Source organism: Streptomyces seoulensis (assembly GCF_004328625.1).
Lineage (GTDB): Bacteria > Actinomycetota > Actinomycetes > Streptomycetales > Streptomycetaceae > Streptomyces > Streptomyces seoulensis.
On record NZ_CP032229.1, the window covers coordinates 1,797,123 to 1,819,871 of the forward strand.

The 22,749-nt window shown below is 70.5% G+C and carries 23 protein-coding genes; 12 read left to right on the forward strand and 11 right to left on the reverse strand.

Annotated elements, in window-relative coordinates; genetic code table 11:
* Position 1: 1 nt before the first annotated feature.
* The 6 genes from D0Z67_RS08440 to D0Z67_RS08465 all read right to left on the reverse strand — a co-directional run bounded on the left by D0Z67_RS08440 (position 2) and on the right by D0Z67_RS08465 (position 4,476).
* Positions 2-739 (reverse strand): TerD family protein, encoded by a 738-nt coding sequence (locus D0Z67_RS08440; RefSeq protein WP_031179731.1) that lies wholly within the window; start codon positions 737-739, stop codon positions 2-4.
* Positions 740-864: 125 nt separating this feature from the next.
* A complete protein-coding gene (locus D0Z67_RS08445; protein ID WP_031179730.1) occupies positions 865-2,010 on the reverse strand; it encodes a DUF475 domain-containing protein in 1,146 nt (381 codons plus the stop codon).
* A gap of 76 nt (positions 2,011-2,086) precedes the next feature.
* The gene (locus D0Z67_RS08450) at positions 2,087-2,665 is read right to left on the reverse strand and encodes a TerD family protein (RefSeq protein ID WP_031179729.1); all 579 of its coding nucleotides are present in this window, start codon (positions 2,663-2,665) and stop codon (positions 2,087-2,089) included.
* Positions 2,666-2,760: 95 nt separating this feature from the next.
* On the reverse strand, positions 2,761-3,336 hold the full coding sequence (locus D0Z67_RS08455) for a TerD family protein (RefSeq protein ID WP_031179728.1): 576 nt from the start codon (positions 3,334-3,336) through the stop codon (positions 2,761-2,763).
* 102 nt (positions 3,337-3,438) lie between these two features.
* On the reverse strand, positions 3,439-3,897 hold the full coding sequence (locus D0Z67_RS08460) for a peroxiredoxin (protein WP_031179727.1): 459 nt from the start codon (positions 3,895-3,897) through the stop codon (positions 3,439-3,441).
* Positions 3,898-4,035: 138 nt separating this feature from the next.
* Positions 4,036-4,476 carry a DUF3052 domain-containing protein gene (locus D0Z67_RS08465; protein ID WP_018545328.1) on the reverse strand — a complete coding sequence of 147 codons (441 nt, stop codon included), beginning with the start codon at positions 4,474-4,476 and terminating at the stop codon, positions 4,036-4,038.
* Between the two features lie 409 nt (positions 4,477-4,885).
* Between D0Z67_RS08465 and aceE the strand changes: the two genes are divergently transcribed.
* Positions 4,886-7,633, forward strand: a complete 2,748-nt coding sequence (gene aceE / locus D0Z67_RS08470) for a pyruvate dehydrogenase (acetyl-transferring), homodimeric type (RefSeq protein WP_031179726.1) — start codon at positions 4,886-4,888, stop codon at positions 7,631-7,633.
* Between the two features lie 125 nt (positions 7,634-7,758).
* Here the strand turns inward: aceE and D0Z67_RS08475 are convergent, their stop codons facing one another.
* Positions 7,759-9,375: an MFS transporter gene (locus D0Z67_RS08475; RefSeq protein WP_031179725.1), complete on the reverse strand. Its 1,617-nt coding sequence runs from the start codon at positions 9,373-9,375 to the stop codon at positions 7,759-7,761.
* A gap of 121 nt (positions 9,376-9,496) precedes the next feature.
* Between D0Z67_RS08475 and D0Z67_RS08480 the strand changes: the two genes are divergently transcribed.
* The 3 genes from D0Z67_RS08480 to D0Z67_RS08490 all read left to right on the forward strand — a co-directional run bounded on the left by D0Z67_RS08480 (position 9,497) and on the right by D0Z67_RS08490 (position 12,387).
* A complete protein-coding gene (locus D0Z67_RS08480) occupies positions 9,497-10,123 on the forward strand; it encodes a TetR family transcriptional regulator (protein WP_031179724.1) in 627 nt (208 codons plus the stop codon).
* Positions 10,124-10,248: 125 nt separating this feature from the next.
* Positions 10,249-11,469: an alpha/beta hydrolase gene (locus D0Z67_RS08485; protein WP_031179723.1), complete on the forward strand. Its 1,221-nt coding sequence runs from the start codon at positions 10,249-10,251 to the stop codon at positions 11,467-11,469.
* 66 nt (positions 11,470-11,535) lie between these two features.
* Positions 11,536-12,387 (forward strand): DUF4429 domain-containing protein, encoded by an 852-nt coding sequence (locus D0Z67_RS08490; protein WP_031179722.1) that lies wholly within the window; start codon positions 11,536-11,538, stop codon positions 12,385-12,387.
* Positions 12,388-12,390: 3 nt separating this feature from the next.
* Here the strand turns inward: D0Z67_RS08490 and D0Z67_RS08495 are convergent, their stop codons facing one another.
* Positions 12,391-13,410, reverse strand: a complete 1,020-nt coding sequence (locus D0Z67_RS08495; protein WP_031179721.1) for an aldo/keto reductase — start codon at positions 13,408-13,410, stop codon at positions 12,391-12,393.
* Positions 13,407-13,862, reverse strand: coding sequence for a MerR family transcriptional regulator (locus D0Z67_RS08500; protein ID WP_031179720.1), 456 nt, complete (start codon positions 13,860-13,862; stop codon positions 13,407-13,409). The genes D0Z67_RS08495 and D0Z67_RS08500 overlap by 4 nt, the downstream gene beginning before the upstream one ends.
* A gap of 97 nt (positions 13,863-13,959) precedes the next feature.
* Between D0Z67_RS08500 and D0Z67_RS08505 the strand changes: the two genes are divergently transcribed.
* Together D0Z67_RS08505 and D0Z67_RS08510 are read left to right on the forward strand one after the other, a co-directional pair.
* The gene (locus tag D0Z67_RS08505; protein WP_031179719.1) at positions 13,960-14,430 is read left to right on the forward strand and encodes a GNAT family N-acetyltransferase; all 471 of its coding nucleotides are present in this window, start codon (positions 13,960-13,962) and stop codon (positions 14,428-14,430) included.
* A 19-nt stretch (positions 14,431-14,449) separates the two neighbouring features.
* A complete protein-coding gene (locus D0Z67_RS08510) occupies positions 14,450-15,271 on the forward strand; it encodes a serine hydrolase domain-containing protein (RefSeq protein WP_031179718.1) in 822 nt (273 codons plus the stop codon).
* Between the two features lie 16 nt (positions 15,272-15,287).
* Here the strand turns inward: D0Z67_RS08510 and D0Z67_RS08515 are convergent, their stop codons facing one another.
* The gene (locus D0Z67_RS08515) at positions 15,288-15,941 is read right to left on the reverse strand and encodes a pirin family protein (protein WP_031179717.1); all 654 of its coding nucleotides are present in this window, start codon (positions 15,939-15,941) and stop codon (positions 15,288-15,290) included.
* A gap of 118 nt (positions 15,942-16,059) precedes the next feature.
* On the opposite strand from D0Z67_RS08515, the gene D0Z67_RS08520 reads away from it, so the two are divergent.
* The 5 genes from D0Z67_RS08520 (at position 16,060) to fabF (ending at position 21,020) form a co-directional block, all read left to right on the forward strand.
* Entirely contained in the window at positions 16,060-17,268 is a 1,209-nt protein-coding gene (locus D0Z67_RS08520) for a PucR family transcriptional regulator (RefSeq protein ID WP_031179716.1), read from the forward strand.
* A gap of 89 nt (positions 17,269-17,357) precedes the next feature.
* On the forward strand, positions 17,358-18,296 hold the full coding sequence (locus D0Z67_RS08525) for an ACP S-malonyltransferase (RefSeq protein ID WP_031179715.1): 939 nt from the start codon (positions 17,358-17,360) through the stop codon (positions 18,294-18,296).
* A gap of 16 nt (positions 18,297-18,312) precedes the next feature.
* Positions 18,313-19,344 (forward strand): ketoacyl-ACP synthase III, encoded by a 1,032-nt coding sequence (locus D0Z67_RS08530; RefSeq protein WP_031179714.1) that lies wholly within the window; start codon positions 18,313-18,315, stop codon positions 19,342-19,344.
* 83 nt (positions 19,345-19,427) lie between these two features.
* Complete coding sequence (locus tag D0Z67_RS08535) at positions 19,428-19,676, forward strand: acyl carrier protein (protein ID WP_018545314.1); 249 nt, start codon at positions 19,428-19,430, stop codon at positions 19,674-19,676.
* An 81-nt stretch (positions 19,677-19,757) separates the two neighbouring features.
* Positions 19,758-21,020 carry a beta-ketoacyl-ACP synthase II gene (gene fabF, locus D0Z67_RS08540; RefSeq protein ID WP_031179713.1) on the forward strand — a complete coding sequence of 421 codons (1,263 nt, stop codon included), beginning with the start codon at positions 19,758-19,760 and terminating at the stop codon, positions 21,018-21,020.
* A gap of 79 nt (positions 21,021-21,099) precedes the next feature.
* Here fabF and D0Z67_RS08545 read toward each other — a convergent pair whose 3' ends face one another.
* Positions 21,100-21,594, reverse strand: a complete 495-nt coding sequence (locus tag D0Z67_RS08545; protein WP_031179712.1) for a DUF3145 domain-containing protein — start codon at positions 21,592-21,594, stop codon at positions 21,100-21,102.
* 266 nt (positions 21,595-21,860) lie between these two features.
* Here D0Z67_RS08545 and D0Z67_RS08550 point away from each other — a divergent pair, with 266 nt between their 5' ends.
* The gene (locus D0Z67_RS08550) at positions 21,861-22,742 is read left to right on the forward strand and encodes an SGNH/GDSL hydrolase family protein (protein ID WP_031179711.1); all 882 of its coding nucleotides are present in this window, start codon (positions 21,861-21,863) and stop codon (positions 22,740-22,742) included.
* Positions 22,743-22,749: the final 7 nt, after the last annotated feature.

Genomic DNA, 22,749 nt, shown 5'->3' on the forward strand with positions numbered 1-22,749 from the left:
CTCAGCGGTCCGCCTTGGTCTTGTAGCCGCGGCCCCAGGTCAGTCCCCAGCCGTAGAGCCGGTCCAGCTCGCCCTGGAAGCCGTAGACGAACTTGACCTCGCGGCGCACGACCAGTTCGCCCTTCACGTTCTCGATCAGCACCACCGCGCACGAGCGGGCCTGCGGATGGCGTTCGTCCAGGCCGATCTCGATGCGCGGGCCGTTGCTCGGGTAGAGCGTGACCACGGCGTGGGTGCGGTCGAAGGCCGGGGTCTGGTCGTAGATGTACACGAAGACCAGCAGGCGTTTGATGGCGTCCCGGTGGTCCAGGTTGACGTACATCGTCTCGCCCGAGGCGGAGCCGAACCGGTCGTCGCCGCTGAGCTTGACGTACGGCGGGGCGTTGACGTCGCCCAGGTACCCGCCGAGGGGCTGTACGACGCCCTTGGTGCCGTCGGCGAGTTCGTAGAGGCAGCCGAGGTCCAGGTCGACGTTGACCATGCTCTGGCCGTGGCCCATCACTTCCGGGGGTTTCAGTGCCTTGAAGGGGTGCCGGAAGAGGCTGTCGCGCTGGGGGCCGCCGAAGTCGGAGGTGCGCATCCGCCAGGTCAGGTTGACCCGGAGGTTTCCGGTGGCGGCGCCCTGTTTGGTGAGGGACACCTGCTGGTGCCGCTTGGTCAGTTCGATCGCGTTGGACCCGGAGTTGCCCGAGTCGAAGTCGGCGGTGCGCCCGCCCAGCAGCCCGTCGAGAAATCCCATGCCCGCCCCCCTGGAGAAAGTCGTAGGGGCCGGCCGACCCGAGTCGGCCGCCCCCTACGAAGCGTTCCTCACCGAGCGGGATGCCACACCCCGCCCCGTCCCTGATCTTGGCCCCTAGGGGGCGTCTACACCCCGGAGGAGATCTCCGTCTTCTCGCTCGACCCGGCGTCGCCCCCGGCGGCCGCGAGGGCGCGGTTGCGGCGGACCGAGGACCAGAAGGACCAGGCGATCAGGACGACGCCGACCAGGCCGGTGATGACCTCGTTGATCTGGTACTGGATGGTGACCATGAGGATCACGGCCAGGGCGCCGATCGCGTAGTGGGCGCCGTGCTCCAGGTAGACGTAGTCGTCCAGGGTGCCCTGGCGGACCAGGTAGACGGTCAGCGAACGGACGTACATCGCGCCGATGCCGAGGCCCAGCGCCATCAGGACGATGTCGTTGGTGATGGCGAAGGCGCCGATCACACCGTCGAAGGAGAAGGACGCGTCCAGGACTTCCAGGTACAGGAACATGAAGAACGCGGCCTGGCCGGCCAGCTTGACCGCCGAGCGTGGCTTGCCGGAGCGGGCGGCCTCCTCCTCGGCCTCGTTCTCGGCCTCCTCCTCGGCCTCCAGCTTGTCCTCGAAGTACCCGGAGAGACCGCCGACGACCATGTACGTGATCAGACCCGCGATGCCCGCGATCAGCACCGTCTGGGCCTTGTCGGCATGGGCGCCGCCGTGCTGGTGGGCGTGGGTGGCGAAGGTGAAGGAGGTGATCAGCAGGACGATCATCGCGATGCAGACCGACAGCATGTCGACCTTGCCGAGCTTGGCCAGCGGCCGCTCGATCCAGCGCAGCCACTGGATGTCCCGCTCCTCGAAGATGAAGTCGAGGAAGATCATCAGCAGGAACATGCCACCGAACGCGGCGATGGCCGGGTGGGCGTCGGTGACGAGTTCCTGATAGCGGTCCTTGTTGTTCAGCGCGAGATTGACGGCCTCGATCGGGCCCATCTTGGCGCTGATGGCGACAATGACGACGGGGAAGACCAGCCGCATGCCGAAGACCGCGATGAGCACGCCGACGGTGAGGAAGATCTTCTGCCAGAAGGCATTCATCTTCTTCAGGATTCCGGCGTTGACCACCGCGTTGTCGAAGGACAGCGAGATCTCGAGGACGGAAAGGATCGCCACGATGCCGAAGCCCTGCCACCCCCCGTAGAGGACCGCAGCGACCAGGCCGATCGCGGTGATCGCGAAAGACCAGCCGAAGGTTTTCAGAAGCACTGGCTACCCCATCATCTTCTGGGGGCCCCACCCGGACCCTGTCTGGGTGAGGTCTCCCCCGCCGCCGTACCCGGCTTTACGAAACGTTGACTCCGAAGTCTAGAGCGATGCCCCGAAGTCCGGACGCGTACCCCTGTCCGACCGCACGGAACTTCCATTCGCCCTGATACCGGTAGAGCTCGCCGAAGATCATGGCCGTTTCGGTCGAGGCGTCCTCGCTGAGGTCGTAGCGCGCGAGTTCCTGGTCGTCGGACCGGTTGACCACCCGGATGAAAGCGTTGGCGACCTGGCCGAAGGACTGGTTGCGCTCGTCCGCCATATGGATCGAGACCGGGAAAATGATCTTCTCGCACTGCGGCGGCACCTGGGAAAGGTCCACCAGAATCGATTCGTCGTCGCCCTCGCCCTCACCGGTGAGGTTGTCGCCGGTGTGCTCGACCGAGCCCTCGGGGCTGGTGAGCTGGTTGTAGAAGACGAAGTACTCGTCCCCGAGCACCCGGTTCCCGGCGCCGCACAGCAGGGCGCTGGCGTCCAGGTCGAAGGCGGCGCCGGTGGTGGAGCGGGCGTCCCAGCCGAGCCCGATCATGACGTTCGTGAGATTCGGCGCGGCCTTGGAGAGGGAGACATTGCCTCCCTTGGCGAGCGTGACACCCATGCTGATCCTCCCCTGTGGTGTTCTTGGTTCTCCTGCGCCTCCGGCGCCGCCCGCAAACGCGGAACGGCGCCGGAGGCGGTGCGAGCCGTACGGCGTCAGACGTTGACGCCGAAGTCCTGGGCGATGCCGCGCAGGCCCGAGGCGTAGCCCTGGCCGATGGCGCGGAACTTCCACTCCGGGCCGTTGCGGTACAGCTCACCGAAGACCATGGCGGTCTCGGTGGAGGCGTCCTCGCTGAGGTCGTAGCGCGCGAGTTCCTGGCCGCCCGCCTGGTTCACCACGCGGATGAACGCGTTGCGGACCTGGCCGAAGGACTGCTGGCGGTTCTCGGCCTCGTAGATCGAGACCGGGAAGACGATCTTCTCCACGTCGGCCGGGACGCCGGCGAGGTCGATCTTGATCTGCTCGTCGTCGCCCTCGCCCTCACCGGTGAGGTTGTCGCCGGTGTGCTCGACCGAGCCGTCGGGGCTCTTGAGGTTGTTGAAGAAGACGAAGTTCTGGTCGCTGGCGACCTTGCCGGCGTTGTTCAGCAGCAGTGCGCTGGCGTCGAGGTCGAAGTCGGTGCCGGTCGTGGTGCGCACGTCCCAGCCCAGACCGACGATGACGGCGGTCAGGCCGGGAGCCTCCTTGGTCAGCGAGACGTTGCCACCCTTGCTGAGGCTGACTCCCACGGGTCCTCCATGTGGTGTCCAGGGGCCGACAGCCCCGTAGTGCATCGGATATGGGATCAACGTGCCGATCCTAGTGACGGGTTCCCGCGCGGAGCGGGGCCCTCACAGGGTGTCGAGCGCCTTCACGTACTCGGTCAGGTCACGGGCGTCGGGAAGGCCGTTGACGACCGTCCAGCGCACGGTGCCCGTCTTGTCCAGGATGAAGGTGCCGCGCACGGCGCACCCCTTGTCCTCGTCGAAGACGCCGTAGGCGCGGCTCACGTTGCCGTGCGGCCAGAAGTCGCTGAGCAGCGGGTATTCCAGGCCCTCCTGCTCGCCGAAGACGCGCAGGGTGTGCATGGAGTCGTTGGAGACGGCGAGCAGCTGGGTGTCGCGGTCGGTGAACTGCGGAAGGTTGTCACGCAGCTCGCACAGTTCACCGGTGCAGACGCCGGTGAAGGCGAAGGGGTAGAAGAGCAGCACCACGTTCTTCTCGCCCCGGAAGTCGGAGAGCCGTACGGTGCGGCCGTGGTTGTCCTTCAGTTCGAAGTCGGGTGCCTCGTCGCCGACCTGGAGCGCCATCGTCCTGCATCCCTTCGCTGTGCCGTACGGGTGAGCGCGGGTCACTCGCCCGGTCCCACCCTACGCAGCGATCACGCCGGGACCGCCGGGCGGACCGGGGAGTCCCGGCCCGCTCGGCGTGGCGATGACGCGTTCTTTCTAACGCTTGCCGGACTTGGCGGCCTTCGGCGTCGCCAGACGCGAGCCACTCCAGTCCTTGCCGACGCTGACGCTCTTCGAAGCGGTCAGCCCTGCGGTGGTTGCGGCCTCCGAGATGTCGCTCGGCTCCACGTACCCCGTACGGCCGGTCTTCGGCGTCAGAAGCAGGATGGCGCCGCCCTCTTCGATGTACGTGGTGGCATCCACGAGTACATCGGTGAGGTCTCCGTCGTCATCACGGAACCACAGCACAACGGCGTCGGCCACGTCGTCGTATTCCTCGTCCATCAGGTCGCCTTCGACGGCTTCCTCGATGGCCTCGCGGAGCTCCTGATCGACGTCCTCGTCGTAGCCGATCTCCTGGACCACCTGTCCGGGCTGGAACCCCAGCCTGGCGGCAGGGTTCGTCCGCTCCTCCGCGTGGTCCGCGGTCGCGCTCACGGGTTGCCTCCTGATCATGTCTTGGTGAATAACTGAGCCACGCGCGTGCGCGAAGCATTGGCCGTAGTCCACACGGGCGGGACGGATCGCGCAAGTACCCGGCCCTCCTGACCGCCGAAACGGTGACGTTCCGGGCCGCTTCGTCGCCACTCCTGGCACCGTATCCCGTTTCCCCGAGAACCACATCACACCGATGTGCCCCTTATGCGCACTTCGGAATCATCCGTCGATACGCCCATCGAACAACTTTGCCATGCCCGTCACACCCCGGGCGTATCGTTGCGTTTTGACCGGGTGGCGATCCGGGTGGCCGATCCGGGGCGCGGGGAACCAGTGGGTGACGTACCACGTTCCCCAGGTACACGATGGGGAACGTGTAGGCAGGTCCCTCCGACAGGTAAGGAACAGCGTGGCTTCCGGTTCCGATCGCAATCCGATCATCATTGGCGGCCTTCCGAGTCAGGTTCCTGACTTCGATCCCGAGGAAACGCAGGAGTGGCTCGACTCCCTCGACGCCGCCGTGGACGAACGTGGCCGGGAGCGGGCCAGGTATCTCATGCTGCGGCTGATCGAACGGGCCCGCGAGAAGCGCGTGGCCGTGCCCGAGATGCGCAGCACGGACTACGTCAACACGATCCCCACCAAGAGCGAGCCCTTCTTCCCCGGCAACGAGGAGATCGAGCGCCGCATCCTCAACGCCACCCGCTGGAACGCGGCCGTGATGGTCTCGCGGGCCCAGCGTCCCGGCATCGGCGTGGGCGGCCACATCGCCACCTTCGCCTCCTCCGCGTCCCTCTACGACGTGGGCTTCAACCACTTCTTCCGGGGCAAGGACGGCGGTGACGGCGGGGACCAGGTCTTCTTCCAGGGCCACGCCTCGCCGGGCATCTACGCCCGCGCGTATCTGCTGGACCGGCTCTCGGAGAACCAGCTCGACGGATTCCGGCAGGAGCACTCCAAGTTCCCGGACGGGCTCTCCAGCTACCCCCACCCGCGCTCGATGCCGGACTTCTGGGAGTTCCCGACCGTCTCGATGGGCCTCGGCCCGCTCGGCGCGATCTACCAGGCCCGGATGAACCGCTACATGGAGGCACGCGGCATCGCCGACACCTCCGGCTCGCACGTGTGGGCGTTCCTCGGCGACGGCGAGATGGACGAGCCGGAGTCGCTGGGCCAGCTCTCCATCGCCGCCCGCGAGGGGCTGGACAACCTGACCTTCGTGGTCAACTGCAACCTCCAGCGGCTCGACGGCCCGGTGCGCGGCAACGGCAAGATCATCCAGGAGCTGGAGTCCCAGTTCCGGGGCGCCGGCTGGAACGTGATCAAGCTGGTGTGGGACCGGAGCTGGGACCCGCTGCTGGCCCAGGACCGGGACGGTGTGCTGGTCAACCGGATGAACACCACCCCGGACGGCCAGTTCCAGACGTACGCCACCGAGTCCGGCGCCTACATCCGGGACCACTTCTTCGGTGACGACCACCGGCTGCGCGCCATGGTCGAGAACATGACCGACGACCAGATCCTGCACCTGGGCCGCGGCGGCCACGACCACCGCAAGATCTACGCGGCGTTCAAGGCGGCCAAGGAGCACAAGGGCCAGCCGACGGTGATCCTGGCCAAGACGGTCAAGGGCTGGACGCTGGGCCCCAACTTCGAGGGCCGCAACGCCACCCACCAGATGAAGAAGCTGACGGTCGACGACCTCAAGGGCTTCCGCGACCGGCTGCACCTGCCGATCACCGACAAGGAGCTGGAGTCCGGCGCCCCGCCGTACTACCACCCCGGCCGGAACTCGGAGGAGATGCAGTACATGCACGACCGGCGCACCTCGCTCGGGGGCTACGTCCCCACGCGTGTCGTGCGCTCCAAGCCGCTCGCGCTGCCCGACGAGAAGGCGTACGCGAGTGTGAAGAAGGGGTCGGGTCAGCAGTCCATCGCCACCACCATGGCGTTCGTGCGGCTGCTGAAGGACCTCATGCGGGACAAGGAGATCGGCAAGCGGTTCGTGCTGATCGCGCCGGACGAGTACCGCACCTTCGGCATGGACTCGTTCTTCCCGAGCGCGAAGATCTACAACCCGCTGGGCCAGCAGTACGAGTCGGTGGACCGCGAGCTGCTGCTCGCCTACAAGGAGTCCCCCACCGGCCAGATGCTGCACGACGGCATCTCCGAGGCGGGCTGCACGGCCTCCCTGATCGCGGCCGGCTCGGCCTACGCCACCCACGGCGAACCGCTGATCCCGGTCTACGTCTTCTACTCGATGTTCGGTTTCCAGCGCACCGGCGACCAGTTCTGGCAGATGGCCGACCAGCTCTCGCGCGGCTTCGTACTGGGCGCGACCGCCGGCCGCACCACGCTGACCGGCGAGGGCCTCCAGCACGCGGACGGCCACTCCCAGCTCCTCGCCTCCACCAACCCGGCCTGCGTGGCCTACGACCCGGCGTACGGGTACGAGATCGCGCACATCGTCGAGGACGGCCTGCGGCGGATGTACGGCGGGGACGAGGAACACCCGCACGGTGAGGACGTCTTCTACTACCTCACCGTCTACAACGAGCCGATCCAGCACCCGGCCGAGCCGGACGGCGTGGACGTCGAGGGCATCCTCAAGGGCATCCACCGGCTGAGCGAGGGCTCCGGCGGCTCGGTCCCGGCGCAGATCATGGCGTCCGGTGTCGCGGTGCCGTGGGCGCTGGAGGCGCAGCGCATCCTCGCCGACGAGTGGGACGTCCGGGCGGACGTCTGGTCGGCGACCTCCTGGAGCGAGCTGCGCCGGGAGGCGGTGGCCTGCGAGGAGCACAACATGCTGCACCCCGAGGAGGAGCAGCGGGTGCCGTTCGTGACCCGCAAACTCGGCGGGGCGGAGGGGCCGTTCGTGGCGGTGTCCGACTGGATGCGGTCGGTGCCGGACCAGATCGCGCGGTGGGTGCCGGGTCCCTACCAGTCCCTCGGGGCGGACGGGTTCGGGTTCGCGGACACGCGCGGCGCGGCTCGGCGCTTCTTCCACATCGACGCGCAGTCGATCGTGGTGGGGGTGCTGACGGAGCTGGCCAAGGAGGGGAAGGTCGACCGGTCGGTGCTGAAGCAGGCCATCGACCGGTACCAGTTGCTGGACGTGAAGGCGGCGGCGCCGGGAGCGGCCGGCGGTGACGCGTAACGCTGCGCGGCTTGGGCGTGGCCGCGCGATCACCGTTCTTACTTCGGTGATCGCGCGGCTGCCGTTCCGTCGTGGCTGGTCGCGCAGTTCCCCGCGCCCCTAAAAGCGCCACCCGTACCCGGAATCTAGATGTGGCCCACCCCTGCGCCCGCCTCCGCGTTGACGCCTCGGCGGGTCAGCAGGGCCACCAGGATGGCGGCCGCCGCCACGCCTGCCGCCACCAGGGAGGCGAGGCTCATGCCGGAGATGAAGGTGTCGTGGGCGACGTCGGTGACCTTGGCGATGATCGCCGGGGGCATCTGCTTCGTGACCGGGGCGACGCCGACCTGGACGGCCTGGGACGCCTGGTCGAGCTGAGTGGGGGTCAGCGGGGGCAGGCCCGCGCCGGTCCAGTTGCCCGCGAGGTCGCTGTCGACCTTGGAGGCCATGACGGCGCCGAGCACGGCGGTGCCGAGGCTGCCGCCGATCTGCATGGCCGCCTGCTGGAGACCGCCCGCCACGCCGGAGAGGGCCATCGGGGCGTTGCCGACGATGACCTCGGTGGCGCCGACCATGACCGGGGCGAGGCCGAGGCCGAGGAGGGCGAACCAGATCGACATGGTCGCGCTGCCGGTGTCCGCCTTCAGGGTGGACATGCCGTACATGGCGACCGCGGTGAGCGTCATGCCGCCCGCGAGCGGGATGCGCGGGCCCAGCTTGGTGATGGCGAAGCCGGCCAGCGGGGAGCCGACGATCATCATGCCGGTGAGCGGGAGCAGGTGCAGGCCGGCGTCGACCGGGCTGAGTCCGTGCACGTTCTGCAGGTAGAAGGTGACGAAGAAGAGGCCGCCCATGAAGGCGATGGCCATCATCACCATCAGCACCACACCCGCCGACAGCGGGACCGAGCGGAACAGGGTGAGCGGGATCAGCGGTTCCGCGACCCGGGTCTCCCACCAGGCGAAGACCACGAAGAGCAGCGCCGAGGCGCCGATGAAGCCCCAGGTGCGGCCGTCGCCCCAGCCCCAGGCGGGGGCCTTGATCAGCGCCCAGACCAGGCAGAACATGGCGCCGGAGAGCAGCGCGATGCCGAGCAGGTCGAAGGAGCGCGGGGCGTTCTCCGCGCGGTGGTCGAGCAGGATCAGCGTGCCGAGCAGCAGGGCGAGCAGGCCGACGGGCACGTTGATGAAGAACACCGACTGCCAGTTGACGTGCTGGACCAGCACACCGCCGAGGATCGGGCCGCCGGCGGTGGAGGCGCCGATGACCATGCCCCAGATGCCGATCGCCATGTTGAGCTTCTCGGCCGGGAAGGTGGCCCGCAGCAGGCCGAGCGCGGCCGGCATCAGCAGGGCGCCGAACAGGCCCTGCAGGACCCGGAAGGTGACGACCATCGGGATGCTGTCGGACAGGCCGATCGCGCCGGAGGCCAGCGCGAAGCCGGTCACGCCGATGAGGAAGGTCTGCCGGTGCCCGAAGCGGTCACCGAGCTTGCCCGCGGTGATCAGGGCGACCGCGAGGGCGAGGAAGTAGGCGTTGGTGATCCACTGCACGTCGGAGAAGCTCGCGTGCAGGTCCTTGGCGATGGCCGGGTTGGCGATGGCCACGATGGTGCCGTCCAGGGCCACCATCATGACGCCCACGGCGACGGTGATCAGGGTGAACCAGGGGTGCCCGCGCAGTCCCGTGGCGGGCCGCGGCGACACGTCGGTGGGTGACCCGTCCTCCGGTCCCGTCTTGTCGATGGTGGTCTGACTAGTCATGTAATGAGGCTAGTGACAGTCACTGACAGTTGACAAACGCATTCACAAGTCAGCGTCTGACAGATGCCCGGCGTTCACTCGACCGCATACTCTGATCTGGAAGGACGTACAGGGAGAGGCCATGGAGACGCTGCGCGAGCGCAAGAAGCGGCGTACCCGCGAGGCGCTGGTGCGCGCCGCCCTCGAACTGTTCACCACCCAGGGGTACGAGCGCACGACCGTCGACGAGATCGCCGAGGCGGTGGACGTCTCGCAGCGCACCTTCTTCCGCTACTTCGCGGGCAAGGAGGACGCGGCCTTCGCGGTGCAGGAGATGACGGAGGCCCACTTCGTGGCCGCCGTCCGCGCCCGGCCGCCGCACGAGCCGCCGATGGAGGCGCTCCGGCAGGCCATGCTGGAGGGCTGGGACGACATACGGGAGACCGTCGAGGCGGTCGTCCCGGTCGAGCTGTATCTGCGGATGTACCGCATGATCGAGTCCACGCCCGCGCTGCTCGCCGCGCATCTGCGCCGGTCGGCGGCGACCGAGCAGACCATCGCCGGGCTGCTCGCGGAGCGCGAGGGCGTCGACGTGGACGCCGACCCCCGGCCGAGGCTGGCGGTGGCGGTGTTCGCCGGGGTGATCCGGGTCACCGAGCGGCAGTGGAGCACCGGGGACGACTTCAGCCTGGCGGCCATCCGGAGCCTCACGGCGGCGTACCTCGATCAGGTGGGCCCCGCGCTGACCGGGAACTGGCGCGCGGCCTGAAATCGTTGGCGGAACGGACGTGATCGTTCAGAAAGATCGTCCGTGTTCCGGCCCCGGCACACGAAACGTGATCCCCGCCACTCGATTGACCCGACACCCTTCCGTTCTCCTAGTGTGTCCTCCCAGTGACTTCCTTCGGCATCTCCCCCCAGCTCAGCGTATGGCGCACCCTGCTCGCCCTGGCCGTCGTGTTCGTGATGCTCGCGACCACCGGCTGGACGGCGCTGCACACCCACCGTGAGTCGACCGCGCTGCGGTCCTCCCTGTCCGCGTGGGTGCGCGACAGCGTGCACGGCAAGCCCCTGCCGGACCCGGCGAAGACCGCCCCGGCCCGGCTGGCCCGCTTCTTCGGCTCGCTCACCCCCTACGACCGCCACGACCTGGCGACGCGCTACCCGCTGGCGGTGGGCAACATGAACGGCGCCCCCGTCGGCTTGCGCTACGAGGCCAACCGGGTGGCGCTGGAGCGGGAGCGGGACGTGGAGGCGCGCCGGGTGCACGACAACCGGCTCAGCACCGCCGGCCAGCAGGACGCGGCCCGCCGGATGCACCGGTACGAGGCGCTGATGCGGCCCGAGCGGCACATCCTCGCCTTCGACCCCGAGGGTTCGGGCCGGATCGCCGAGGTCTTCGGCGACCTGCGCCGGGCCCAGCGGATCTCCGTGGTGGTGCCCGGTGTCGACACCGACCTGCTGACCTTCGAGAAGTCCTACCGCCCGTACAGCGCCCCGGTCGGCATGGCCAAGTCGCTGTACTCCGCCGAGCGGCAGGCCGCGCCCACGACCCGTACCGCCGTGATCGCCTGGGCCGACTACACCGCGCCCGCCGGGCTCGGGGTGGACGCGGCGACCGCGATGCGCGCGGTGGACGGCGCCGTGCGGCTGAACGCGCTGCTGCGCGGGCTGCCCGGCCGGGCCGAGGTGTCGATGTTCTGCCACAGCTACGGCTCAGTGGTCTGCGGGGTCGCCGCGCCCCGCATGCCCCGCCGGGTCAGCGACATCGCGGTGGCCGCGAGCCCCGGCATGCGGGCGGCCAGCGCCGCGCATCTGAACCGCACCGCCCGGGTGTGGGCGATGCGGGACGCGACCGACTGGGTGCAGGACGTGCCGTATCTGGAGGTCGGCGGGCTCGGCCACGGCGCCGACCCGGTGTCCCGGGCGTTCGGCGCGCGGGTGCTGTCCTCGCGCGACGCGCAGGGCCACGCCGGTTACTTCCAGCCGGGCACGGACAGCCTGCGCAACCTCGCCGAGGTCGGCGTGGGGGCGTACGGCTCGGTGACGTGCGCCCGCGGGGACGAGGCGTGCCGGGCCGGTGTGCCGGACGCGCCCGCCGCGGGACGCGCGTAGAAACAGCAGGAAGTGCGGTCCGCGCGGGTGGCGACGGAGGGACAAGTGCCGCATACGATGAGCCGCATGGGTGACGTACTGGCGGGTTTTCATGCCGTCTGGGAGTTCGGCCCAGACTCCGTGCTCATCCGCTACGAACGGGGGATACGCACGCCGAAACTCTTCCAGGCGCTCGGTGAGCGGCGGGTTCCGCTCGCCGCGCTGGAGGGCGTGAGCCTGGCCGAGGGCAAGCGGGGCACCGTCGTGCTGCGGCTCCGGCCGCGCGCCGGAGCCGACCCGCTGCTGGAGGCGGCGGCCGGCCAGCTTCCCGAGGGCCTGGACCCGTACCGGCTGGTGCTGCCGGCCGAGCGGGAGACGCTGGCCGAGTACTACGCCGACGAGCTGACGGACGCGCTCACCGAGTCCGGCCCCGCCGACCGGTATCTGATCGCCGCCCCCGAGGCTCCGCTCCGCTTCAAGGCGTACGACGGGAAGGCGTCCTTCGACGGGACCTCGGTGCGTTTCCGCTGGTCGTGGACGGGTGCGTCGTCGGCGAAGTGGAAGGCGGGCGACCAGCGGTTCGCGGTCGCGGACCTCGGCGGGGTGGAGTGGCGCTCCCCGGAGGCGTTCGAGGGGTACCTGCGGCTGCTGCCGAACGACGCCGGCGCCGGCGACCCCGTCCCGCCGGACCAGGACGCGGCGACCGTGGTCTTCGGGCTCGGCTACGGGCCGGTGCACGAGTCGCTGCCGTTCGCGGCGGCCGTCCTCGCGGCGGTACGGACGAGGGGCGCAGTGGCCGCGATACCGGCCGCCGCGCCGCGGCGGGACCCGGCCGACATCGCGGAGCGCATCCGCCACCTGGGCGAGCTGCACCAGGCCGGTCTGGTGACCGACGAGGAGTTCTCCACGAAGAAGGCCGAGCTGCTGGCGGAGCTGTGAGCCCTACTGCTCCCGGCCCGCCGAGGTGAACGTCATGTCGGCGTACCGGTCGCCCGCGACCTGCCCGGCGATCGGCTCCAGCAGGGCCAGTTCCTCCTCGGTGAGGACGAGGTGGGCGGCGCCGGCGTTCTCGGTGACCCGCTCGGCCTTGCGGGTGCCCGGGATCGGGACGACCGCGAGGCCGTACGCCGCAGCCCGCTGGTGCACCCAGGCCAGCGCGACCTGGCCGAGGGTCGCCCCGTGCGCCTCGGCGACCCGGCGCACCGGCTCCAGCAGGGCCGCGTTGGCGGTCGCGTTGTCACCGGTGAAGCGGGGCTGGGAGCGGCGGAAGTCGCCGTCGGTCAGCTCCTTGGCGGCGTCCGTGAAGGCGCCGGTGAGGAAGCCACGGCCCAGCGGGGAGTAGGGCACCAGGCCGACGCCCAGCTCGCGGGCGGCCGGGACGACCTGGGTCTCGATGTCCCGGCTGAACAGGGACCACTCGGACTGCACGGCGGCGATCGGGTGGACGGCGTGCGCAGTGCGCAGTTCGTCCGCGGTGACCTCGCTGAGCCCCAGGTGCTTGACCTTGCCCTCGCGCACCAGGTCGGCCATGACGCCGACGGTCTCCTCGATCGGTACGTTCACATCGCGGCGGTGCATGTAGTAGAGGTCGATCACGTCGACGTCGAGCCGCTTGAGGCTGTCCTCGATCGCCTGGCGGATGTACGGGGCGTCGTTGCGGATGATCCGCTTGCTCGGGTCGTCCGGCGGGATGGTCAGCGCGAACTTGGTGGCGATGACCACCTCGTCGCGGTGGGCCTTGAAGAAGGGGGCGAGGAAGCGCTCGTTGTCCCCGGCTCCGTAGGCGTCCGCCGTGTCGTACAGCGTCACGCCGAGGCCGAAGGCGCGCTCCAGGGCGGCCCGCGACTGGTCGGTGTCGGCGGGGCCGTAGCCGAAGCTCATGCCCATGCAGCCGAGGCCCTGGACGCTGGTCTCCGGGCCGGTCTCGCCCAGGCGTACGGTCGGCATCGTGCGGTCGGTCATCGGGTGGTCCCCTCCGTGGCGTAGAAACCGATCTTCAGGTCGAGCACGGCGAGCGTGTCGCGCAGCTCGTCGATCCGGGAGAGCACGTCCCGGCGGGTCGACTCCAGCAGCTCGCGCCGCTCGTCGTAGGTGCTCTCCCCCTGCCGCACCAGCTCGGCGTACCGGACCATGTCGGCGACCGGCATTCCGGTGAGCCGCAGCTTGGTGACGAAGACCAGCCAGTCCAGGTCGCGGTTGGTGTAGCGGCGCTGGCCGGTGTGCGAGCGGTCGACGTGCGGCATCAGGCCGATCCGCTCGTACCAGCGCAGGGTGTGCGCGGTCAGTCCGGTGAAGGCGACGACCTCACTGATCGTGTACCGGTCCTGGCCGTCGGGCCGGGGATGGCGCGGCGGGGGGCCGGAACAGATGTCCTGGCCGGCCGCCACCGCTTGCGTGGTCTGCATCACCGTCATGCCCTCAACGCTAAGACCTTCGAGCGCACTCCAAGCAAGCGGTACCCGGCAGAAATGGCCGGGACGGACCCGGGGCCCGGACGCTAGCGTGCCGCCCATGAGTCTCGTACGCCGGGCCCTGCCCGAGGACGCGCCGGAAGTGCTGCGCCTGCGCCAGGTGATGATCGACTCCGTCTCCGGGGGCGGTGACGCCGGGACCTGGCACGAGGAGTCCCTGCCCACCCTGCGCGCCCGGCTGGCCGACCCGGACGGCACCTTCGCCGCCTTCGTGGTGGACCACCCGGAGCGGCCGGGGGCGCTGGCCGCGCTCGCGGTGGGGACGGCCGAGTACCGGATCGGGCGGGAGACCAACCCGCACGGCGTGGTCGGCTTCGTGTTCAGCGTGGCCACCGATCCCGGTACCCGGCGCCGGGGGTACGCGCGTGCGTGCATGGACGGGCTGCTGGACTGGTTCCGCGTGCGGGGTGCCCGGCAGATCCAGCTCACCGCCTCCGCCGACGCCCGCCCGCTGTACGAGGCGCTGGGGTTCGAGCCCAAGCCCGACCCCTTGATGGAGCTGCGGCTGTGAGGCGCATAGGGTCGCCGGTATGTCGTTGCAGAGCCTGGCGCTGATCGAGAACTGGCCCGTCCCCACCGCCGCCGCGGGGGTGGTGCGGGCCGACGGGACCGTGCTGGGTACGCACGGTCCGGTGGACCACCGCTTCCCGCTGGCCTCGGTGACCAAGCCGCTGGCCGCCTACGCGGCGCTGGTCGCGTACGAGGAGGGCGCCGTCGAGCTGGACGAGCCCGCCGGGCCGCCCGGGGCCACGGTCCGCCATCTGCTGGCGCACACCTCCGGGCTGGCCTTCGACGAGCACCGCACGATGTCCGCGCCCGGTGAGCGGCGGCTGTACTCCAACGCCGGTTTCGAGCAGCTCGGCGACCACCTCGCCAAGGCCACCGACATCCCCTTCCCCGAGTATCTGCGCCAGGCGGTGCTGGAGCCGCTGGGCATGACCTCGACCTCGCTGGAGGGCTCCCCCGCCAAGGACGGCGTCTCCACGGTGGCGGACCTGCTGCGCTTCGCGGCCGAACTCCAGGCACCGCGCCTGCTGGACCCCAGGACCGTCGCGGCGGCGATGACCGTGCAGTACCCGGGTACCAAGGGCGTACTACCGGGATACGGCCACCAGAACCCCAACGACTGGGGGCTCGGCTTCGAGATCCGGGGCGCCAAGTCCCCGCACTGGACCGGGAGTTCGTCCTCCCCGCGCACCTTCGGCCACTTCGGCCAGTCCGGCACCTTCCTGTGGACGGACCCGGACGCGGGCATGGCCGCCGTCGCCCTGACCGACCGCGCCTTCGGGCCGTGGGCGGTCGAGGCGTGGCCGGTGTTCACGGACGCGGTGCTGGCGGAAGTCCGGGGCTGACCCGCCGGCCTGCCCCCTACGGGCCCATCTCCCACACCAGCAGCTCCGCCGCCGTCACCCCCACCGCCGCCAGCCCCTCGGCGCCGGTGATCCGGGCCGAGTCGCCGGGGCCGAGGGTCTCCCCGGCGAGGCCCACCTCGCCGCGCACCACGTGGACGTAGAGGTGCGCCGCGTCCGGCACGGCCGTCCGCTCCCCCGCCGCCAGCCGCCGCACGTGCAGCATCGCGCCCGCTCCGGGCAGGGCGTACGGGGTGGAGTCGGCGATGCCCGGCACGACCTCGTACGACGGCTCACCGCCGGGCTTCAGCGGGGCCAGCCACATCTGGAGGAAGGTCAGCGGGACCGTGCCGTCGTTGCGCTCGACGTGCCGGACGCCCGCGGCCGCGCTGAGGTGCTGTACGTCACCGGGACGCACCACGCTCTCGTGGCCGGCCGAGTCCCGGTGGGTCAGCTCCCCCTCCACGACCCAGGTGACGATCTCGGTGTGGCTGTGCGGGTGCTCACCGAACCCGGCGCCGGGCGCGAGCCGTTCCTCGTTGCAGGCGATCACCGCGCCGAAGCGCAGGTTCGCGGGGTCGTAGTGCGGCCCGAAGGACAGGGCGTGGCGGGAGTCGATGCCCGCCTCCGGGTCTCCTCCGTGGTAACGCTCAGCGGCGCGCCGTACCTCCATCACGCCCCCCACGGTAGTGCGCGCGGCGCCCGTGCCGCAGGCATGTACCGGCCGGTGCGGAAGGGCGAGACGGACCCGGCGGCACATGCGCGCGTCCCGATAAGGCAGTCTTGTCCACGTGCCCGAACCCGAATCCCACCACAGCGACCCCGCGGTATCCGCCGTCCACCCGCACACCGCGACCCTGCGGCGGCTGGAGAAGTCCTCGGGGAGTCTCGCCGCGCAGGCCATCGCGCGGATGGACGACACCCTGCCGTGGTACCGGGCCATGCCCCCGGAGAACCGGTCCTGGATCGGGCTCGTGGCGCAGGCCGGCATCGCCGCCTTCACCGAGTGGTTCCGGCACCCCGAGGCGCCCCAGGCCATCTCGACCGACGTCTTCGGCACCGCGCCCCGCGAGCTGACCCGCGCGATCACCCTGCGCCAGACCGTGGAGATGGTGCGCACCACCATCGAGGTCATGGAGAGCGCCATCGACGAGGTGGCCGCGCCCGGCGACGAGCGCGTGCTCCGCGAGGCGCTGCTCGTGTACGCCCGCGAGATCGCCTTCGCCACCGCCCAGGTCTACGCCCAGGCCGCCGAGGCACGCGGTGCCTGGGACGCCCGGCTGGAGTCCCTGGTGGTGAACGCGGTGCTCAGCGGCGAGGCCGACGAGGGCGCGGTGAGCCGGGCGGCGGCGCTGGGCTGGAACTCGCCGGAGCACGTCTGCGTGGTGCTCGGCACCGCCCCGGACGGGGACAGCGAGCTGACCGTGGAGGCGATCCGGCGGGCCGCCCGGCACGCCAAGCTCCAGGTGCTCACCGGGGTGCTCGGGGACCGGCTGGTGGTGATCGCCGGAGGCAGCTCGGTGCAGCCGCTGAACGTGGCCAAGTCGCTGATCGGGCCGTTCGCGCCGGGGCCGGTGGTGGCGGGACCGGTCATGCACGACCTCCAGGCCGCGACCCGGTCCGCGCAGGCCGCGGCGGCCGGGCTGAAGGCGTGCACCGCCTGGCAGGACGCGCCCCGGCCGGTGCTGGCGGACGATCTGCTTCCGGAGCGCGCCATCGCGGGCGATCCCGGTGCGCGCGAGCAGTTGGTGGAGGAGATCTACAGACCGCTGGAGGAGGCCGGCTCGGCGCTGCTGGAGACCCTGAGTGTCTACCTGGAGCAGGCGAGCAGTCTCGAGGGCGCGGCGAGGATGCTCTTCGTTCACCCGAACACCGTGCGCTACCGGCTGCGACGTGTGACTGACGTCACCGGCTGGTCGCCCTCCGATGTACGATCCGCGTTCACGTTGCGGATCGCCCTGATCCTGGGGCGGCTCACCGACGGGGAGTCCCAGCCCTAGCCTTTTGTCGGGGGCCCACAAAAGCCTTCCGAGTTATTCGTCCCTGTCCCCACGGGCGGCTTCGGCCGTCGACAAGAGAGAGTGTGAGAGTGCTCGTACTCGTCGCTCCCGGCCAGGGCGCCCAGACGCCCGGCTTCCTGACCCCCTGGCTCGAACTCCCCGGTGCCGCCGACCGCGTCGCGGCGTGGTCCGACGCCATCGGACTGGACCTCGTCCACTACGGAACGCTGGCCGACGCGGACGCGATCCGCGACACCGCCGTGGCGCAGCCGCTGCTGGTCGCGGCCGGGCTGCTGTCCGCCGCGGCACTGGGTGACATCGCGCCGGGCGCGGTCGCGGGCCACAGCGTCGGCGAGATCACCGCCGCCGCCTTCGCGGGCGTGCTGGACGACGTCTCCGCCCTGAACCTGGTGCGCAAGCGGGGTCTGGCGATGGCCGACGCCGCCGCGATCACCGAGACCGGCATGTCGGCGCTGCTCGGCGGCGACCCGGAGGTCTCCGTCGCGCACCTGGAGAAGCTGGGCCTGACCCCGGCCAACATCAACGGCGCGGGCCAGATCGTCGCGGCGGGCACGCTGGAGCAGCTGGCCGCGCTGGCCGAGGACAAGCCGGAGGGCGTCCGCAAGGTCGTCCCGCTGAAGGTGGCCGGCGCCTTCCACACCCGCCACATGGCGCCCGCCGTCGAGACGCTGGCCAAGGCCGCGGCCGAGCTGGCCCCGGCGGACCCGAAGCTGACCTACGTCTCCAACAAGGACGGCCGTACGGTCGCCTCCGGCACCGAGGTGCTGGAGCGGCTGGTCGGCCAGGTCGCCAACCCGGTCCGCTGGGACCTGTGCATGGAGACCTTCAAGGAGCTGGGCGCCACCGCGCTGATCGAGGTGTGCCCCGGCGGCACGCTGACCGGCCTGGCCAAGCGCGCTCTGCCCGGTGTACGGACGCTCGCCCTGAAGACCCCCGAGGATCTCGACGCGGCGCGCGCGCTCATCGCCGAGACCGCGAGTCCTGCCGCTGACGCGGCGGGCGCCTGACAAGGAGCCCATGCCAATGGCGAAGATCAAGCCCAGCAAGGGCGCCCCGTACGCGCGCATCCTCGGGGTCGGCGGCTACCGCCCGACCCGGGTGGTGCCCAACGAGGTGATCCTGGAGACGATCGACTCCTCCGACGAGTGGATCAGGTCCCGCTCCGGGATCGAGACCCGGCACTGGGCGGGCCCCGAGGAGACGGTCGCCGCGATGTCGATCGAGGCGGCGGGCAAGGCCATCGCCGACTCGGGCATCGACGCCGACCGGATCGGCGCCGTGGTGGTCTCCACCGTCTCGCACTTCAGCCAGACCCCGGCCGTGGCCACCGAGATCGCGGACAAGCTGGGCACCGACAAGGCCGCCGCGTTCGACATCTCGGCGGGCTGCGCGGGCTTCGGCTACGGCCTGACCCTCGCCAAGGGCATGGTCGTCGAGGGCTCCGCCGAGTACGTGCTCGTCATCGGCGTGGAGCGGCTCAGCGACCTGACCGACCTGGAGGACCGCGCGACGGCATTCCTGTTCGGTGACGGCGCGGGCGCGGTCGTGGTCGGCCCGTCCCAGGAGCCCGCCATCGGTCCCACGGTGTGGGGCTCGGAGGGCGACAAGGCCGGCACGATCAAGCAGACCGTCCCGTGGGACCGTTTCCACGTGGGAGACGTCTCCGAGCTTCCCCTGGACAGCGCGGGCAACATCAAGTTCCCCGCGATCACGCAGGAGGGCCAGGCGGTGTTCCGCTGGGCCGTGTTCGAGATGGCGAAGGTCGCCCAGCAGGCGCTGGACGCGGCCGGGATCTCCTCGGACGACCTGGACGTCTTCATCCCGCACCAGGCCAATGTGCGGATCATCGACTCGATGGTGAAGACTCTGAAGCTGCCGGAGCATGTCACGGTCGCCCGTGACATCCGCACCACCGGCAACACCTCGGCCGCGTCGATCCCGCTCGCTATGGAGCGGCTTCTGGCGACCGGCGAGGCCAAGAGCGGCGACACGGCGCTCGTCATCGGATTCGGGGCGGGTCTGGTCTACGCCGCCACTGTCGTTACCCTCCCCTAGGCACTCCGTGCCGGACCACCCGGTCCGATACGGGGACGAATGCCACCTCATTGTCTGAACATCGAAGAAGGAGAGCGCCTGACATGGCCGCCACCCAGGAAGAGATCGTCGCGGGCCTTGCCGAGATCGTGAACGAGATCGCCGGCATCCCCACCGAGGACGTCCAGCTCGACAAGTCCTTCACGGACGACCTCGACGTCGACTCCCTGTCCATGGTCGAGGTCGTCGTCGCCGCCGAGGAGCGCTTCGACGTGAAGATCCCCGACGAGGACGTCAAGAACCTGAAGACCGTCGGTGACGCCACCGACTACATCCTCAAGCACCAGGCCTGAGTCACCCTCGGACCTGGCTGCTAGGCCCCGCCACCCGGCGGTGGCGCCGTTGATCCCGCATCTGTTGGAGAAAGAATTCCCGTGAGCCCGACCAATCGCACCGTGGTCGTCACCGGTATCGGCGCAACCACACCGCTGGGTGGCGACGCAGCTTCCACCTGGGACGCCATGCTGGCCGGCCGGTCCGGCGTCAGCCGCCTGGAGCAGGAGTGGGCGGCCGAGCTGCCGGTTCAGATCGCCGCGCAGATCGCCGTCGAGCCGGGTGAGATCCTCCCCCGGCCGCAGGCCCGCAAGCTGGACCGGTCCGCGCAGTTCGCGCTGATCGCCGCCAAGGAAGCCTGGGCGGACGCCGGTTTCACCGCCAAGGCCGGTGAGGACCAGTCCGTGAACCCCGACCGCCTCGGCGCGGTCATCGCCTCCGGCATCGGCGGCGTGACGACCCTCCTGGACCAGTACGACGTACTGCGGGAGAAGGGCGTCCGCCGGGTCTCCCCGCACACCGTGCCGATGCTGATGCCCAACTCCCCGGCGGCCAACGTCGGTATCGAGCTGGGCGCGCGTGCCGGTGTGCACACCCCCGTATCGGCCTGCGCCTCCGGCGCCGAGGCCATCGGGTACGCGATCGAGATGATCCGTACCGGGCGTGCGGACGTGGTCGTGGCCGGTGGCACCGAGGCCGCCATCCACCCGCTGCCCATCGTCGCCTTCGGCAACATGATGGCGATGTCCAAGAACAACGACGACCCCGAGGGCGCGTCCCGCCCCTACGACTCGGGCCGTGACGGCTTCGTGCTCGGTGAGGGCGCCGGTGTGATCGTGCTGGAGTCCGAGGAGCACGCCAAGGCGCGCGGTGCCCGGGTCTACGCCGAGGCGATCGGCCAGGGCATCTCGGCCGACGCGCACCACATCACGCAGCCGGAGCCCTCGGGCAACGGCATCGCGCAGGCGCTGCAGAACCTGCTGGACTCCACCGACCTGAAGCCGGCGGAGATCGTGCACGTGAACGCGCACGCCACCTCGACGCCGCAGGGTGACGTGGCCGAGGTCAAGGCGCTGCGGAAGGTCTTCGGCGACGACGTCGACCACATGGCCGTCTCCGCGACCAAGTCGATGACGGGTCACCTGCTGGGCGGCGCGGGCGGTATCGAGAGCGTCGCGTCCATCCTGGCGCTGGTGAACCGCACGGCCCCGCCGACGATCAACGTCACCGAGCTGGACCCCGAGGTCAACGCGGACGTCGTCGTGGGCGAGCCGCGTCAGCTTCCCGAGGGCCGGATCGCCGCGCTGAACGACTCGTTCGGCTTCGGCGGCCACAACGTGGTGCTGGCGTTCCGCACCATCTGACCTGAAGCACCGAGGAAGGCCCCCACCGACCGGTGGGGGCCTTCCTCGCGTACAGACGCGTCACGCGCGTTACGGCGGCTCAGACGACCTGGTGGAGCCAGCGGACCGGGGCGCCCTCGCCCGCGTGGCGGAAGGTCTCCAGTTCGTCGTCCCAGGGCTTGCCGAGGAGCTTGGAGAGTTCGGCCTCCAGGTCGCTCTCGCCCTGGCGGCTGCGCTGGAGGGCGGCGCGCAGGCGGTCCTCGGGGATGAGGATGTCGCCGTGGATGCCGGTGACGGCGTGGAAGATGCCCAGCTCGGGGGTGCAGCTGTAGCGCTCGCCCTCGGCGGCGGCGGACGGCTCGGCGGTGACCTCGAAGCGGAGCAGCTGCCAGCCGCGCAGCGCGGAGGCGAGCTTGGAGGCGGTGGCCGCCTCACCCTGCCAGGAGAACTCCGAGCGCCAGGTACCGGGCGCGGCGGGCTGCCTGATCCAGTCCAGGCTGACGCGCGTGCCCAGCACCCCGGCGATGGCCCACTCGACATGCGGGCACAGCGCGCGCGGCGCGGAGTGCACGTACAGAACTCCACGTGTCGTCACCGGAACCTCCGGGCTGAGCGGGACATCTTGCGGGCTGGTCGAGCGGCCATGACGCGTCGGCCGCGTTGATGGCGAGGCTACCTTGCGGGGATGCAAGGAGTGTGACGTACCGTCGGTCCCGGTGCCAGGAAACCTCTGCCATTCACCCAGGGGGACGCTTGTACGGGGGTGTGCCGTTCCAGCGGGGGCGGACGGGAACCCTCGCACGTTGTGATGGGTGGAGGCACCGGCGGTCGGTGCGCGGAAGAACGAGGAGACCTGCGGGGATGCGGAAACCAGGCCACCGGGCGCGCGCCGTGCTCGCCGTGCTGACGGCGGCGGTGCTGGCGGGCGGCTGTGACTCCATCCGGGGCGGTGACGGAGGTACGGGCGTGTCCCGGCCCTCCGCGAAGCCCTCCCCGGTGTGGAACGCGCACCCGGACTCGGTCGCGGCCGTGGGCGACTCCGTCACCCGTGGCTTCGACGCCTGCCAGGTCCTCGCGGACTGCCCCGAGGTGTCCTGGGCGACGGGCGCGGACACCGGCGTGGACAGCCTCGCGGTCCGGCTGCTGGGGCGGCAGGGCGCGGCCGAGCGGGGCTGGAACTACGCGGTGACCGGCGCCCGGATGGCCGACCTGCCCGGCCAGATGGCCGCGGCGGTGAAGCGGCGCCCGGAGCTGGTGACGGTGATGGTGGGCGCGAACGACGCCTGCCGGTCCTCGGTGTCGGCGATGACCCCGGTGGCGGACTTCCGCGCGGACTTCGAGCGCTCGATGGCGACCCTGCGCGAGGAGCTGCCCAGGACGCAGGTGTACGTGGCGAGCGTGCCGAACCTGCTGCGACTGTGGTCGGAGGGGCGGGCCGATCCGCTAGGCAAGGAGGTGTGGAAGCTGGGCATCTGCCCCTCCATGCTGCGCGGCGCGGACGACCTGACCGAGGCGGCGACGGCGCGCCGGCAGGAGGTCCAGGCCCGGGTGGAGGCGTACAACACGGTGCTGGCCGAGGTGTGCGCGAAGGACGAGCGCTGCCGCTCCGACGGCAACGCGGTCTTCGACTACCGCTTCGGTACCGGGCAGTTGAGCCAGTGGGACTGGTTCCACCCGAGCCGGGACGGGCAGGCCCGGCTCGCGGAGATCGCGTACCGGACGGTCACAGAGCACAGACCGTGACCTAAGG

Coding starts and splice junctions, on each gene's coding strand:
- D0Z67_RS08530 (WP_031179714.1), top strand. CDS start 18,313: ATGGCGAAGATCAAGCCCAGCAAGGGCGCCCCGTACGCGCGCATCCTC.
- D0Z67_RS08535 (WP_018545314.1), top strand. CDS start 19,428: ATGGCCGCCACCCAGGAAGAGATCGTCGCGGGCCTTGCCGAGATCGTG.
- D0Z67_RS08550 (WP_031179711.1), top strand. CDS start 21,861: ATGCGGAAACCAGGCCACCGGGCGCGCGCCGTGCTCGCCGTGCTGACG.
- D0Z67_RS08500 (WP_031179720.1), bottom strand. CDS start 13,862: ATGACGGTGATGCAGACCACGCAAGCGGTGGCGGCCGGCCAGGACATC.
- D0Z67_RS08505 (WP_031179719.1), top strand. CDS start 13,960: ATGAGTCTCGTACGCCGGGCCCTGCCCGAGGACGCGCCGGAAGTGCTG.
- D0Z67_RS08475 (WP_031179725.1), bottom strand. CDS start 9,375: ATGACTAGTCAGACCACCATCGACAAGACGGGACCGGAGGACGGGTCA.
- D0Z67_RS08440 (WP_031179731.1), bottom strand. CDS start 739: ATGGGATTTCTCGACGGGCTGCTGGGCGGGCGCACCGCCGACTTCGAC.
- D0Z67_RS08510 (WP_031179718.1), top strand. CDS start 14,450: ATGTCGTTGCAGAGCCTGGCGCTGATCGAGAACTGGCCCGTCCCCACC.
- D0Z67_RS08460 (WP_031179727.1), bottom strand. CDS start 3,897: ATGGCGCTCCAGGTCGGCGACGAGGCACCCGACTTCGAACTGAAGGAC.
- D0Z67_RS08515 (WP_031179717.1), bottom strand. CDS start 15,941: ATGGAGGTACGGCGCGCCGCTGAGCGTTACCACGGAGGAGACCCGGAG.
- D0Z67_RS08480 (WP_031179724.1), top strand. CDS start 9,497: ATGGAGACGCTGCGCGAGCGCAAGAAGCGGCGTACCCGCGAGGCGCTG.
- D0Z67_RS08490 (WP_031179722.1), top strand. CDS start 11,536: ATGGGTGACGTACTGGCGGGTTTTCATGCCGTCTGGGAGTTCGGCCCA.
- D0Z67_RS08495 (WP_031179721.1), bottom strand. CDS start 13,410: ATGACCGACCGCACGATGCCGACCGTACGCCTGGGCGAGACCGGCCCG.
- D0Z67_RS08450 (WP_031179729.1), bottom strand. CDS start 2,665: ATGGGTGTCACGCTCGCCAAGGGAGGCAATGTCTCCCTCTCCAAGGCC.